Raw genomic sequence first — 13,004 nt, forward strand, 5'->3', positions numbered from 1 at the left:
TCCGTAGTGCGTCCGGTGCGTCCCGGAACCGAGCCGTCCGGCCGGAACCCGTCCTACCGCCGTGCGCCGCCGATACGCTTGTCCCTGATGGCACGTCATGGGTGGAATGCGGGGGCGGTGCGGGGGCGGCTCGCCGTGCTGCTCGGAGTCGGCGTCGTGGTGCCGGCGGCGGCACCCCCGTCATCACCCTGTGCTGTGCGCCCGACTGGATGAAGGGCGGCAAGCCGGGCGCCGGCAACACCGACTGGAGCCAGGCGTCCCGGGATGTTCCCCGGAGGCCGCCGGGCCCCCGGGGAACTCACGTCCGTACAGGGCGTGTTGACGCTGTCCGTGACGTTACGGAACGAGCCTCAGCAGCCGGTTGGGGGAGCCGGTGCCGGGGCTGGTGACGACCCCGGTCGTGGCGCCGTTCACCAGGGCCGTGCCGACCTGCGCGGGCGTCGCGGTGGTGTGGCCCGCGAGGTAGACGGCCGCGGCGCCCGCGACGTGCGGGGTGGCCATCGAGGTGCCCGAGATGGTGTTCGTCGCGGTGTCGCTGGTGTTCCAGCCCGCCGTGATCGAGACACCGGGTGCGAACAGGTCGAGCGAGGTGCCGAAGTTCGACCAACTGGCCTTGGCGTCGTTGCTGCCGGTGGCGCCGACGGTGATGGCCTCGGCGACCCGCGCGGGCGAGTAGGAGGAGGCGTTGAGCCCGTTGTTGCCCGCCGCGACCGCGTAGGTCACCCCGCTGGCGATGGAGTTGCGCACCGCCGTGTCGAGCGTGGCGCTGGCGCCGCCGCCGAGCGACATGTTGGCGACCGAGGGACCGCTGTGGTTCCGTGTCACCCAGTCGATGCCCGCGATGACGCCGGCGGTGGTGCCGGAGCCGTTGTTGTCGAGCACGCGGACGGCCACGATCCGGGCGCTCTTGGCGACGCCGTAGGTCGTACCGGCGATCGTCGTGGCCACATGGGTGCCGTGGCCGTTGCCGTCCTGGGCGACGTTGTCGCCGTCGACGGCGTCGTAGCCGTTGAAGGCCCGGCCCGCGATCTCGGTGTGCGTGATCCGTACGCCCGTGTCGATGACGTACGCCGTCACGCCGCTGCCCGCGGAGTCCGGGTAGGTGTAGGTGCCGGACAGCGGAAGGGCGGCCTGGTCGATCCGGTCCAGGCCCCATGGGGCGTTGTTCTGGGTGGCGTCGGCCTGGACGCGCTGGTTCTGCTCGACGGAGGCCACCGCGGGGTCGGCGGCCAGTCTCCGGGCCTCGGTCGCCGAGAGGGTGGCCGCGTAGCCGTTGAGCGCGGTGCCGAAGGTCTTCTTCACCGTGCCGCCGTACTTGGATATGAGGCCCTTGGCCTCGGGGGTGGCCGCACGCAGGCCCGCGCTCTTCTTCAGGGTGACGAGGTAGCTGCCGGCGATGGCGTCCGGCGAGCCGGCCGCGAGCACCGTGCCCTCGGCGGGCGCCGCCTGAGCGGGCAGGGCGGTGACGGTGCCGAGCAGCCCCGCCGCGGTCGCCACGGAGATCGCGACCGCGAGGCGGGTCTTGGTGGAAGTGCGCTGGTGTGCCATGTAGAGGGGTCCTCCTCTAGGCGGGCGCGCCGTGGGGGGCGCGCTCTGTGGGGGGACGTGCGCGTGTTCGCGGCACGTTCACAAGCGGACCCGGATCGATGAGTTCCGTTCCGGGCATGCTCAGCAGAGTGAACTGTCTACGGGCGTAGCTCAAGAGTCTTGACGCTTTGTCACGCCCCTGACATGCGAACGCAATCGAACGTGGGACGAACGAGGCGGGTGTGTCCGGGAAAGACTTGGCATGAACACTTCAGTTCAACTCGCGTGCGTGGTACCACAGTTGAGGCAGAGATCCTGCTAAAGGGAGGTTCCATGAGACGTTTCCGAATTTCCGCCTACATGACCTCGCTCCTCCTCGCCGCTTCGTTCGCCCTCACCGGGGCGGCGACGGCGAGCGCATCCGAACAGGCCGCTCCCACCGGGTACGTGGCGCTGGGGGACTCCTACTCCTCGGGTGTCGGGGCCGGCGCGTACGACAGCTCCAGCGGCGACTGCAAGCGCACCCCCCGCGCCTATCCCGCCCTCTGGGCAGCCGCCCACTCACCCTCGTCGTTCAACTTCACCGCTTGCTCGGGCGCTCGTACGGGTGATGTCCTGGCGAACCAGATGGGTCCCCTGGGCTCCAACACGGGGCTCGTCAGCATCTCCGTCGGGGGCAACGACGCGGGGTTCTCGGACGTCATGACGACCTGTGTGCTCAATTCCGAGGCCACCTGTCTGGCCCGTATCAACACCGCGCGGACCTACGTCAGCAACACGCTGCCCGGTCTGCTCGACAACGTGTACTCGACGATCAGCGCCAAAGCCCCGGCCGCCCATGTGGTCGTGGTCGGATACCCCCGCTTCTACAAGATCGGCGGCAGCTGCGTCGTCGGTCTCTCCGACACCGTGCGGTCCGCCATCAACTCGGCGGCCGACCTCCTCAACGACGTCACCGCCAAGCGCGCCGCCGACCACGGCTTCAGCTTCGGCAATGTGACCTCACGCTTCACCGGGCACGAGATCTGCTCAGGGGACGCCTGGCTGCACAGCGTCAACTGGCTCAACATCGGCGAGTCGTACCACCCGACGGCCGCCGGTCACTCCGGGGGCTATCTCCCGGTGTTCACCTCGGCCGCCTGACCTGCCCTAGGTCCGTCGGTCACGCATCAGGTGTGGAGGAGACCCCGCCCGTCGGGGTCTCCGTCCGGCAGGTCACCGAGAACGCCACCAGGTTCGACGTCACCCGGACCGGACCGCGCACCTCCACACCGATCTCGTTCTCGTACGCGGCGTCCGCCGTGTAGCTCAGCTCGACATGGGTGACCTGCTTGCTCTTTCCGCCGCCCGAGGGGAACGACAGCGTCTTCCAGCCCGGGTCCGACGCCTCACCCGACCGCGTCACCCAGCGGTACTCGACGTCGACCGGGACCCGGCCCACCGTGAACGCCGCCGTGAACGAGGGCGCCTCCGCCGACGGCGGCGGACAACTGCCGGTGTACGTGGAGCGGTCCGCCGTGACGGTCACCCGTACGGACTGCGCGGGCGTCGTGTGCCCGCCCCCGGCCGCCCCGCCCGTCTTCCCGCTCCCGCTGCTCGCGCTCGCCCCGCCGCTCGTACTCGGGCCGGGGCTCTTCGCGCTCGACTCCCCGGCGGAACCGCTCACCACGGGGGCGCCAGTGTCCGTCTGCCCGCCGCCCGCGCCGGTGTTCCCGTCGCCCCCGTCGTCACGGTTGAGCAGGGCGTAGGTGAGGCCGCCCAGCGCCAGCGCCAGGACGGCCACCGCGGCGGCGACGGCGAGGGCGGTGCGGCGGGGGCGGCGGGTGCCGGGGTCGGTGGTGGAGGGGGCGGGGTACGGGGACGGCAGCGGGGGAGTGGGGGACGATCCCCGTCCCGGCTGCCCGTGTCGCGAACCCGGCCCCGGGTCCATCGGGGCGACCACCGTGGGGAGTTGGGAGGGGTGGAGCGGTCCGCCGGCCACGGTCTGCGGCGCCGTGCCGCCCGCCGCGACGAGCCGCAGCGCGCGCTCGGCCTCGTCGGCCGGCATCCGGTCCGCCGGATCCTTGCGCAGCAGCCCTTCGATCACCGGCGCCAGCGGGCCCGCGAAACGGGACGGCGGCAGCGCCTCGTCGACCACCGCCCGCAAGGTGTTGAGGGGCGTCTCCTGGCGGAACGGAGACTGGCCCTCCACCGCCGCGTACAGCAGCACACCCAGCGACCACAGGTCGGACTCGGGGCCCGGACGTCGGCCCAACGCCCGTTCCGGAGCGAGGAATTCGGGAGAGCCGATCACCTCGCCCGTCATGGTGAGCGCCGAGGTGCCCTCGACCGTCGCGATCCCGAAGTCGGTGAGGACGATGCGGCCGTCGTTCGCGACGAGGACATTGCCCGGCTTCACATCGCGGTGCAGCACGCCCGCCTCGTGCGCCGCCCGCAGCGCGGCCAGGACCTCGGCGCCCACCTCGGCGGCGCGGCGCGCGGGCATCGGGCCCTCGGCGTCGAGCACGTCCGACAGGGAGAGGCCCCGGACGAGTTCCATCACGATCCAGGGGCGACCGCCCTCGGCCGCCACGTCGTACACGGTGACCACATTGCGGTGCGCGACGCGGGCGGCGGCCCAGGCCTCGCGCTCCAGACGCGCGTACAGCCGCTCGACGTCCGGCTGCGGCAGCCCGGCCGGGGCGCGGACCTCCTTGACGGCGACCTCGCGGTGCAGCACCTCGTCGAAGGCGCGCCACACGGTGCCCATGCCGCCCTCGCCCAGCGGAGAGGTGAGGCGGTAGCGGTCCCCGATCAGCCGGGGGCCGCCGGGTGGCTCGCTGCCGTGACTCCCGTCACCTTCCGCGGGGCCGTGGCCCTCACTGCTCGGGTCCTGCTCCACCGGCGTTCCCCCCTCCGCGACGGTGCGAACTGTTCACAAAACTAGCTCAATCCGGCGCGATTGCCGCCCTGTCGGCGGTCATCGAGGACGGCGGACGCGGCGGACAGGTCGTCCGATCCGGACGAGATGGCCAGATGGTTGCGCTTCGCTGCCATCCGGTCATTCCGTGCGGCGATCTGTCCAACTCGCCCTGAATTCAGGTGGATTCGGAGGGTGTCGGTCAACACCCTTACCGGGAAGGTGAATCCTGAAGGCGGGATACACGAGTGTCACGAGGGGGCGATAGGGTTAACCTGCCCTGGGCCGGGTGCCCTCGTACGGGTGGGGAGTGACATGGAACAGATAACGGTGCGCAGCAGGGCTCGTGTCCCTGCGATCACGTGTGGGAGCAGTGCGACCAGCTCGCGCCTCGACCGCCATCTCGCGGTGCTCGGCGGTCCGCCGGTCGCCCAGCGGGAGACGGCGGAGGCGACCTCGCTGATGCGTGAACTCACGTCGCGTGACGTGGCGCACGACCGCAGCAGCAGGGGCGCGCGCGTGCGACGCGTCTCGCTCTTCGCACCGCTGCGCCGCCTGCGCCGCTCGCTCTTCGGCGGGCGCTGAGGCGCGGCGGACCGTCCCGGCGCGACGCCGCGCACTTACGCGACCGTCATCCCCACGGCACGCGGCGCCGCCCCGGAACGGCCGAGCGAACCCCGGCCCCGACGCCCCTCCCTCCGCCGCACCCGCCCCCGGCACCCCGACCGACGGCACCAACGCGCCCGGCGCCCCCGCACCCGACGGCACCCGACCCGGCCTCCCCACCGCGTCACCCCGCCGCCACCCGATTCACCCCTCCGCCCTCGCGCAGCGCCGCACCGCGAGCGGCACGAACACCACCAGCAGCACCCCGCACCACGCGAGTGAGCCCGCCACCGGATGCGCCACCGGCCAGGCGGCGCCCTCCGGCACCGTCGCGTTGCCGAACAGCTCCCGTACCGCCGTCGCCACCGCGCTGATCGGATTCCACTCCGCGACCGTGCGCAGCCCGCCCGGCAGATTGTCCGTCGGGATGTACGCGTTCGACAGCAGCGGCAGGACGAACGTCGCCCCGCCGAGCTGCCCCGCCGCCTCCTCACTGCGCGTCAGCAGCCCCAGGAACACCCCGATCCAGCAGGTCGCCACCCGCAGCAGCAGCAACAGGCCCACGGCGCCCAGCGCGCCGAGCGCGTCTCCCTCGATCCGCCAGCCCACCGCTAGGGCCTGTCCGGCGGATCAGGTCGGAGGAATGCAACGGAGCTTTCCGGCGCCGGTGAGCGGGGTCTGGTGCGTGCAGATGCAAGGCGGAGGAGGGCGGCGACGCGGCGCGTCGGCAACCGACGACAACGCCACAGATGTGCGTGCCAGACCCCGCGTCTCCGACATGATCCGCCGGACAGGCCCTAGACCCACCAGCATCAGCGGGACCAGACCGGCCGCCGTCAGCAGCAGATCCGACGCCACCTGACCGAGCGGCACCGCCGCGCGGCTCATCGGCAGCGAGCGGAACCGGTCCATGACACCCCGGTGGGAGTCCTGGGCGGCCTGGAACATGCCCGACATCACGCCGTTCGCCGCCGTCGCCACCAGCAGGCCCGGCACCAGGAACGACCGGTACTCCTGCCCCGGCACGGCGAGCGTGCTGCCGAAGACATAGCCGAAGAACAGCAGCATCGTGATCGGCATCGTCTGCGTGAGGATCAGCAGCCCCGGGTTGTGCCGGACCCGCCGCAGATGCCGGCCGAGTACCGCGGCGCCGTCGTACGCGAGAGACGTCCCGCCGGTCGTGAGGCTCATGCCACCAGGTCCTTCCGGTCGGCCGTCCGTCCGGTCAGCCGGAGGAAGGCGTCGTCGAGGGTCGGCGGGCGCAGGCTCGCGTCGAGCAACGGCACACCCGCGGCGTCCAGTTCACGCACCAGCCGGGGCAGCGTCAGCGTCGGATCGGTGGTGGTGGCGCCCACCGTGTACCGCTCCCGGTCCAGGACCGGTTCCGTGCCGGTCAGCCGGTCGAGCACCCCGGCGGCCGGGACCAGCGCGTCCGCGTGCGCGACGACCACCTCGGCGTACGCGCCGACGAGCGCCTTCAGCTCGGCGGGGCTGCCCTGGTGCGCCACGCGGCCCCGGTCCACCACGACGACGGTGTCCGCGAGCCGGTCCGCCTCCTCCAGGTACTGCGTCGTCAGCAGCACCGTCGTCCCGTCCGCCGCCAGATCGCGCACCGCCCGCCAGATCTGGTTGCGGCTCGCCGGGTCGAGACCCGTCGTCGGCTCGTCCAGGAACAGCACCGCAGGCGGCGTGATCAGGCTCGCGGCCAGATCGAGCCGGCGGCGCATCCCCCCCGACCAGCCCGAGACCGGACGGTCCGCCGCGTCCGCCAGGCCGAAGCGGTCGAGCAGATCGTCGGCGCGGGCCCGGCCCGCCGCGCCCCGCACCCGGCGCAGCCGGGCGAACAGCCGCAGATTCTCGCGGCCCGTGAGATCGCCGTCCACCGAGGCGTACTGGCCGGTCACGCCGATCGCCGCGCGGACCGCGTGCGGCGCCCGCACCAGATCGTGCCCCGCGACCCGCGCCGAGCCCGCGTCGGGCCGCAGCAGCGTCGCCAGGACCCGCACCACCGTGGTCTTGCCCGCGCCGTTCGGCCCGAGCAGCCCGCAGACCGACCCGTCGGCGACCGCGAGATCCAGCCCGCGCAGCGCGTGCACGGTCCCGCCACGGGAACGGAACCGCTTCTCCAGTCCTTCACTAAGTACAGCGTACGTAGTAGTCATGGGGTGAGCATAGCTGACTACGTACGACGTACGTAACTACGATGGTGGCGAGGTGATCGACAGATGGCAGGGCGCAAGGGCGTACCCGAAGTGATCTGGGCCCGTGCCGAGCGCACGGGGCGGGGGCCCCGGCCCGCCTACAGCCGTGCGGACATCGCCGCGGCGGCGGTGCGGATCGCCGACGAGGGCGGGATCGACGCGGTGTCGATGCGCCGGGTCGCCGCCGAACTGGGCTGCGGCACCATGTCGCTCTACAACTACGTGCCGCGCAAGGAGGATCTGTACGAGCTGATGGTCGACGCCGTCAGCGCGGAGTACGACCTCACGGCGCCGACCGGGGACTGGCGCGCCGATCTGATCGGCATGGCCCACCAGATGCGGGCCCTGATGCACCGCCACCCCTGGATGCCCCGGCTGATGTCACCGGTCTACGGCTTCAGCCCGCACGCCTTGGACTTCCTGGAGCACTGTCTGACCTGCCTCGACCCGCTCGACGCGCCGCCGGGCACGAAGGTGGAACTCTTCGCCATGGTCACCGGCGCGGTGACGACGTATGTGTCCAGCGAACTCGCCGCGGGAGAGCGCGTGCGGTCCCTGGCCTGGTCCGAGGCCGAGGAGAGCGCGGCGCGCGCCGCCTATCTGGGCAGCCGGCTGGCGACCGGCGCCTATCCGCGGCTGGCCGCCGCCTTCACCCAGGACGCGGGCTCCACCGACCTGGACGCGGTGTTCGAACGGATGCTGCACCGGGTCGTGGACGGGTTCGCGTAGCCAGAAGTCCACCGGAGGTCCACGGGAGGTCCACGGGGGTTACATCGGCGGCCTCCAGGCCGCCGCCTACAGCAGCGCGAACTGCCCCTCGGGTCCCTCTTCCGGGTGGTCCAGGACCGAGGCCGGGCGGCGGGCCGCGTCCGGGGGCGGGACGACGCCCGTGCGGCGCAGCTCTGTTCGGGTCACGGGTGCGGACGGGTCCGCCAGTTCCGGCCGGACGGCTTCGAGTTCGGCGAGCAGGGCCAGGACCGTGACGAGTTCCAGCAGGTCCGAGGTCCAGGGCTGCGGCCAGGCCGCCGGGCGGATCGCTTCGAGGGTGCCCGGTCCGGCCGGCTCCACGCGCCGCGCGAACCACGCCTCGACGACCCGGACCCCGCCCACCTGGAAGTCCCACGCGTCGGCGGGCACCGGCGCGATCCGGCCCTCGCCGAGGAGTAGGGCCTCCTCGTCGCGGTCGTAAAGGAGTTCGACGGGGCGGGCGGGCAGCGGGGCGCGGACGTACGGGCGCCGCCCGCCCGGCAGCTTCGGCCGCTCCCCGTCGCCGCGCCGCATCAGCCGCAGCATCCGGTGCCCCGCCGCGATGCCCCGGGCCCACGCGTCGGCGTCCCCGGTGAGCGGTACGGCACAGCCGTCGGGGCCCGGCCGGGCCGCGGCCACGATCCACGCCAGCAGATCGAGCGGCGCGGGGGAGTGGCCCAGGCGTCCGGCGAGGTGGTCGATGAGGCCCGGCGCCAGATTCGGTTCGGCGCCGCCGGGCCGCCGGAACAGCGGCCGGACCCGTCCGGTGCGGGGCGCCGGGGCGCGGCCGGGGGCCGGCTTCGGCTGCGGGGCGGCGAGCGGCAGCAGCGACGAGACGAGCAGGACCGGGCCGGTCGCGTCGGGGGCGCCCGGCTGCTCGACGGCGAAGACCTGGTGCGCGTCCGCGACCCGCCACAACTCGGGGCGTGCCGCGTCGATCAGCCGGTGATCGGGGATGAGCCACTGCTCGTCGAACGGCCCGTACAGCACCCGTACGGGTTCGGCGCAGGGCCCCGACTCGCGGGAGATGCGACCCGTTCCGGTGGTCTGGCCCGGGAGTTGGGCGACGGCGGAGTGCGGGGTGCGGGACCGGGTCACCCCGAACAGCGCCTCACGGTCCGGCCCTTCGGCCTTCATCAGCGCGTCCCAGCGGGCCTTCAGGGACGCGGGGTCGGGGGCGATGGGCCAGCCCCGGCCCGGCCGTGGCGCTGCGACGGACCACGGCATGAGGTCCGCGAGCAGCGGGGCGTCGTCGTGCGTCACGCCCGGCATCGTACGACGTGCCCCGCATGCGCCGAAGTGGGCCGGTGCCCGGTCGGTGGGCGTCGGCCCGGTCAGTGGGCGTCGAGGGTGACCGTGAACGAGAAGCGGTCGCCCCGGTAGTGGATCACCGCGACGTCCAGGGCGCGGCCGTCCTCGTCGTACGTGACGCCCGTGTAGTGCAGGATCGGGCTCAGCAGCGGGACTTCGAGGAGGCGGGCCGTCTCGGGGTCGGCGAGGCGGGCCTCGACGGTGTCCGTGATCCGGCTGATCCGGACACCGACGACATCCCGCAGGACCTTCGTCATCGGCCAGCGTTCGAGATCCGCCGGGTCGACGCGCGCCGCGATCTCGGGGCGCACGAGGTTGCGGGCGTGGTTGGTCGGCTCGCCGGTCTTCTCGTCACTGCGCAGCCGGTGGTACATCGCCACCTCGGTCACGTCCGGGAAGTGCTCCGCGAGTTCGGGCGGCACCGGCACCGTCCCCTGGTCGAGCAGCCGGGTCACCATCCCCGACTGCTGCGCCACGATCGCGTCGACCGACCCGAGCAACCGCACCGGCGCCCCGCGCCGCACCGCGGGCTCGATGAAGGTGCCCCGGCGCCGGTGCCGGGTGATCAGACCCTCGTCCTCCAGCTCCTTGAGCGCCTGCCGCATGGTCAGCACACTCACCCCGTAGTGCCCCGCCAACTGCTCCTCGGTGGGCAGCCGCAGCGGGGCCTCGGGCGAACGCCCCAGTATCGAGGCGCGCAGCGACTGCGACACCTGGTACCACAGCGGCAGTTTTCGATTCAGGACGATCGAGTCCGGTGCGAAAGCGGTCACGACATCTCCCGGATCGGTTCCTCGGCACGCCCCCACCCGGTACGCGCCCGGCTCGCGCCCCCGCGCTACGCCTGCCTGAAATGGCGCTCCAGACCTTGCCACACATCGTCGTAACGCGGCTGAAGATGGTCCGCCCCGGCCGCCTGCGCGGTCGCCACGACCGGCCAGCGGGTCTCGAACATGAAGGCGAGCCCGTCGTCGATCCGCTGCGGGCGCAGCTCGGCGGCGCTCGCCTTCTCGAAGGTGTCCCGGTCCGGACCGTGCGCCGACATCATGTTGTGCAGGGAGCCGCCGCCCGGCACGAAGCCGCCCTTGCCCGCGGTCTTCGCGTCGTACGCGCCCTCGATCAGGCCCATGTACTCGCTCATCACGTTCCGGTGGAAGTAGGGCGGCCGGAAGGTGTTCTCGCCGACCAGCCAGCGCGGCGCGAACACCACGAAGTCGGCGCCCGCGAGACCCGGGGTGTCCGAAGGCGAGGTCAGGACCGTGAAGATCGACGGGTCCGGATGGTCGTAGCTGATCGAGCCGATGACATTGAAGGTGTGCAGGTCGTACACGTACGGCGTGAGGTTGCCGTGCCAGGCGACCACGTCGAGCGGGGAGTGGTCGTAGGTCGCGGTCCAGAGGTTGCCGCAGAACTTGTTGACGACCTCGACCGGGCCCTCGGTCTCCTCGTACGCGGCCACGGGCGCCCGGAAGTCCCGGGCGTTCGCCAGACCGTTGGCGCCGATCGGGCCGCGCTCCGGGAGCTGGAACGGCTGCCCGTAGTTCTCGCAGACATAGCCGCGCGCGGCACCGTCCAGCAGTTCGACCCGGAAGCGGACACCGCGCGGGACCAGCGCGACCTCGCCGGGGCGCGCCGCGAGCAGGCCCAGCTCGGTGCGGAGCAGCAGCCCGCCCCGCTCGGGCACGATCAGCAACTCGCCGTCGGCGTCGCTGAAGACGCGGTCCGTCATGGACGCGGTCGCGTGGTAGAGGTGCACCGCCATGCCGCCGCGCTGCGCCGCGTCGCCGTTCCCGCCGAGCGTCCACAGGCCCGCCAGGAAGTCCGTACCGGCGGGCGGCTCGGGCAGCGGGTCCCAGCGCAGCCGGTTCGGGTCCGGAGTGGTCTCGGTGAAGGGCGCGGTGCGCAGCGCGCCGTTGTCCGTGCGGACGAACGCCGGGTGTGCCGCCGAGGGGCGGATCCGGTACAGCCATGAGCGGCGGTTCTGTGCCCGGGGCTCGGTGAACGCGGTGCCGCTCAGCTGCTCCGCGTAGAGCCCGAGCGGGGCGCGCTGCGGCGAGTTGCGGCCGTGCGGGAGCGCTCCCGGTACCGCCTCGGTGCTGTGCTCGTTCCCGAACCCCGAGAGGTAGGTCAGGCCCTCGGCGGTCTTCCGGGTGTCCTCGCCGCTCATCGTCGCTCCTCGTCCCCTCGCCAGCATTCCTATGCTTCACCATAGGATTCGGTTTTTCCTGGCGCAAGGGGCGCCGTGAAGGTGAGCGGTCCTCTACTCTCCGGGCATGGCGACACCTCGGCGATCACGTACCGCACGCGGACCCGGCCTCGCGATTCGCGCCCTGCTCGCGGGCATGGTGGTGACCACGGCGGTCGCCTGCGGCGGCGGCACCGACGACCCGGCGCCCGACTCCACCCCCTTGGTGACCCCGGTCGGCAAGCTCCTCGACGACACCGACGAGCAGGGGCGCCGGTACCGCGAGATCGACGAGGACGAGGCGCCCGCGATCGGTATGGCCGTACGCCCCGACGCCTCCGACGACGGCTGGCGCGTCCGGCTGACCGTCCACCGCTTCCGGTTCGCGCCGCCGGGCACCGCCCCCGTCGCCGTTCCCGGACGCGGCTATGTGCTCCTCTTCCTGGACGGCCGCCCGCTCGACCGGCTGCGCGGCCCCGACTTCCACCTGCCGGGCTCCCGTCTCTCGCGGGGTACGCACGCCCTCACCGCGCGGCTCTACGCGGACGACGGCACGGTGTGGGCGGTCAAGGGCAAACCGGTCGAGGGCACCGCCGACCTCACGGTCGAGCCCCGGGAGACTCCGTGACCGGGCGCCGGTCCCTCGTGACGCGACCCCGGGTGCGCGCCCGAACACCCACGGTTCGCCGCCCGTCCACTTCCGTGAGGCACCCTCTCCCCTTCCGTCCTTGAGTCCTTCCGTACGGAACAACCCGCCCTCCGTCCGTGCGGAGCCCCGTCCCCTTCCGCGAGAAAGGCACCATGAAGACCGAGCCCGACGAGACCCCGCTGTCCGGCCCGACCCCCACCGGCGGCCCGGACCCCCGCGTCACCCCGCTGCGCCGCGCCCCCGTCCAGCAGCGCAGCGCAGAGCGGCTCAGCCGGATCCTCGACGCCTGCGCGGATCTGCTGGACGAGGTCGGCTTCGACGAGTTGAGCACCCGGAGCGTGGCGCAGCGCGCGGGCGTGCCGATCGGGTCGGTGTACCGCTTCTTCGACAACAAGCGCGCGATGGCCGCCGCCCTCGCCGAACGCAACCTCCGGCACTACGCCGAGCGCGTCACCCTGCGGACGGCCGCGATCCCCGCCGGGGACTGGCGCGGAGTCGTGGACGCCGTGCTCGACGAGTACCTGGCCATGAAGCGGACGGTCGCCGGATTCGCGCTGGTCGACTTCGGCAACCAGATCCCCGTCGGAGCGCCCGACGCGGTCCCCAACACCCGGGTCGCCGACCGCCTCGCGGAACTCCTGGCCGGACACCTCGGGCGCACGCCCGACCCGTCGCTGAAGCTCACCTTCCTGGTCGCCGTCGAGTCCGCCGACGCGCTGGTCCGGCTCGCGTTCCGGATGGACCCGGCAGGCGACGAGCGGATCATCGAGGAGACGAGGGCGCTGCTGCGGGCGTATGTGGCGCGGACCCTCGACTGAGGAGCCGGTCGGCACCTCCCGCAGGGGCATACCGCTCGGTATGCTCGGACGACCGGCGCGT

At 72.7% G+C, this 13,004-nt stretch carries 11 protein-coding genes and 2 pseudogenes; 5 read left to right on the forward strand and 8 right to left on the reverse strand.

Features of this window, described 5'->3' with window-relative positions; all coding sequences use genetic code 11:
• Window positions 1–336: 336 nt before the first annotated feature.
• Window positions 337–1,548 carry a S8 family peptidase gene (locus ACIQNU_RS36255; protein ID WP_401374643.1) on the reverse strand — a complete coding sequence of 404 codons (1,212 nt, stop codon included), beginning with the start codon at window positions 1,546–1,548 and terminating at the stop codon, window positions 337–339.
• A 312-nt stretch (window positions 1,549–1,860) separates the two neighbouring features.
• Between ACIQNU_RS36255 and ACIQNU_RS36260 the strand changes: the two genes are divergently transcribed.
• The gene (locus ACIQNU_RS36260; protein WP_401374645.1) at window positions 1,861–2,670 is read left to right on the forward strand and encodes an SGNH/GDSL hydrolase family protein; all 810 of its coding nucleotides are present in this window, start codon (window positions 1,861–1,863) and stop codon (window positions 2,668–2,670) included.
• A gap of 19 nt (window positions 2,671–2,689) precedes the next feature.
• Here ACIQNU_RS36260 and ACIQNU_RS36265 read toward each other — a convergent pair whose 3' ends face one another.
• Complete coding sequence (locus tag ACIQNU_RS36265) at window positions 2,690–4,408, reverse strand: serine/threonine-protein kinase (protein WP_401374648.1); 1,719 nt, start codon at window positions 4,406–4,408, stop codon at window positions 2,690–2,692.
• 333 nt (window positions 4,409–4,741) lie between these two features.
• On the opposite strand from ACIQNU_RS36265, the gene ACIQNU_RS36270 reads away from it, so the two are divergent.
• The gene (locus ACIQNU_RS36270; protein ID WP_401374651.1) at window positions 4,742–5,011 is read left to right on the forward strand and encodes a hypothetical protein; all 270 of its coding nucleotides are present in this window, start codon (window positions 4,742–4,744) and stop codon (window positions 5,009–5,011) included.
• Window positions 5,012–5,236: 225 nt separating this feature from the next.
• On the opposite strand, the pseudogene ACIQNU_RS36275 reads toward ACIQNU_RS36270, so the two are convergent.
• The 3 genes and pseudogenes from ACIQNU_RS36275 to ACIQNU_RS36285 all read right to left on the reverse strand — a co-directional run.
• A pseudogene (locus tag ACIQNU_RS36275) lies at window positions 5,237–5,647 on the reverse strand (ABC transporter permease); the annotation flags it as partial.
• Window positions 5,648–5,833: 186 nt separating this feature from the next.
• Window positions 5,834–6,223, reverse strand: a pseudogene (locus ACIQNU_RS36280) (ABC transporter permease); the annotation flags it as partial.
• The gene (locus tag ACIQNU_RS36285; protein ID WP_401374653.1) at window positions 6,220–7,194 is read right to left on the reverse strand and encodes an ATP-binding cassette domain-containing protein; all 975 of its coding nucleotides are present in this window, start codon (window positions 7,192–7,194) and stop codon (window positions 6,220–6,222) included. The pseudogene ACIQNU_RS36280 and the gene ACIQNU_RS36285, both read right to left, overlap by 4 nt.
• A 63-nt stretch (window positions 7,195–7,257) precedes the next feature.
• Between ACIQNU_RS36285 and ACIQNU_RS36290 the strand changes: the two genes are divergently transcribed.
• Entirely contained in the window at window positions 7,258–7,962 is a 705-nt protein-coding gene (locus tag ACIQNU_RS36290) for a TetR/AcrR family transcriptional regulator (protein ID WP_401374655.1), read from the forward strand.
• 66 nt (window positions 7,963–8,028) lie between these two features.
• Here the strand turns inward: ACIQNU_RS36290 and ACIQNU_RS36295 are convergent, their stop codons facing one another.
• The 3 genes from ACIQNU_RS36295 to hmgA all read right to left on the reverse strand — a co-directional run bounded on the left by ACIQNU_RS36295 (window position 8,029) and on the right by hmgA (window position 11,458).
• A complete protein-coding gene (locus ACIQNU_RS36295; protein ID WP_401374658.1) occupies window positions 8,029–9,252 on the reverse strand; it encodes a type ISP restriction/modification enzyme in 1,224 nt (407 codons plus the stop codon).
• Window positions 9,253–9,314: 62 nt separating this feature from the next.
• On the reverse strand, window positions 9,315–10,064 hold the full coding sequence (locus ACIQNU_RS36300) for a GntR family transcriptional regulator (RefSeq protein ID WP_401374661.1): 750 nt from the start codon (window positions 10,062–10,064) through the stop codon (window positions 9,315–9,317).
• Between the two features lie 65 nt (window positions 10,065–10,129).
• Window positions 10,130–11,458, reverse strand: coding sequence for a homogentisate 1,2-dioxygenase (gene hmgA, locus ACIQNU_RS36305; protein WP_401374662.1), 1,329 nt, complete (start codon window positions 11,456–11,458; stop codon window positions 10,130–10,132).
• Between the two features lie 106 nt (window positions 11,459–11,564).
• On the opposite strand from hmgA, the gene ACIQNU_RS36310 reads away from it, so the two are divergent.
• Window positions 11,565–12,104, forward strand: a complete 540-nt coding sequence (locus ACIQNU_RS36310; protein ID WP_401374665.1) for a hypothetical protein — start codon at window positions 11,565–11,567, stop codon at window positions 12,102–12,104.
• Between the two features lie 173 nt (window positions 12,105–12,277).
• Window positions 12,278–12,943, forward strand: a complete 666-nt coding sequence (locus ACIQNU_RS36315) for a TetR family transcriptional regulator (RefSeq protein WP_401374666.1) — start codon at window positions 12,278–12,280, stop codon at window positions 12,941–12,943.
• The last annotated feature ends 61 nt before the right edge of the window (window positions 12,944–13,004 follow it).

It is taken from the genome of Streptomyces sp. NPDC091292, assembly GCF_044757265.1.
Lineage (GTDB): Bacteria > Actinomycetota > Actinomycetes > Streptomycetales > Streptomycetaceae > Streptomyces.

Excerpts from the sequence above, each read along its gene's own strand:
- ACIQNU_RS36290 (WP_401374655.1), top strand. The coding sequence starts at position 7,258 with ATGGCAGGGCGCAAGGGCGTACCCGAAGTGATCTGGGCCCGTGCCGAG.
- hmgA (WP_401374662.1), bottom strand. The coding sequence starts at position 11,458 with ATGAGCGGCGAGGACACCCGGAAGACCGCCGAGGGCCTGACCTACCTC.
- ACIQNU_RS36260 (WP_401374645.1), top strand. The coding sequence starts at position 1,861 with ATGAGACGTTTCCGAATTTCCGCCTACATGACCTCGCTCCTCCTCGCC.
- ACIQNU_RS36310 (WP_401374665.1), top strand. The coding sequence starts at position 11,565 with ATGGCGACACCTCGGCGATCACGTACCGCACGCGGACCCGGCCTCGCG.
- ACIQNU_RS36315 (WP_401374666.1), top strand. The coding sequence starts at position 12,278 with ATGAAGACCGAGCCCGACGAGACCCCGCTGTCCGGCCCGACCCCCACC.
- ACIQNU_RS36255 (WP_401374643.1), bottom strand. The coding sequence starts at position 1,548 with ATGGCACACCAGCGCACTTCCACCAAGACCCGCCTCGCGGTCGCGATC.
- ACIQNU_RS36295 (WP_401374658.1), bottom strand. The coding sequence starts at position 9,252 with ATGCCGGGCGTGACGCACGACGACGCCCCGCTGCTCGCGGACCTCATG.
- ACIQNU_RS36285 (WP_401374653.1), bottom strand. The coding sequence starts at position 7,194 with ATGACTACTACGTACGCTGTACTTAGTGAAGGACTGGAGAAGCGGTTC.
- ACIQNU_RS36270 (WP_401374651.1), top strand. The coding sequence starts at position 4,742 with ATGGAACAGATAACGGTGCGCAGCAGGGCTCGTGTCCCTGCGATCACG.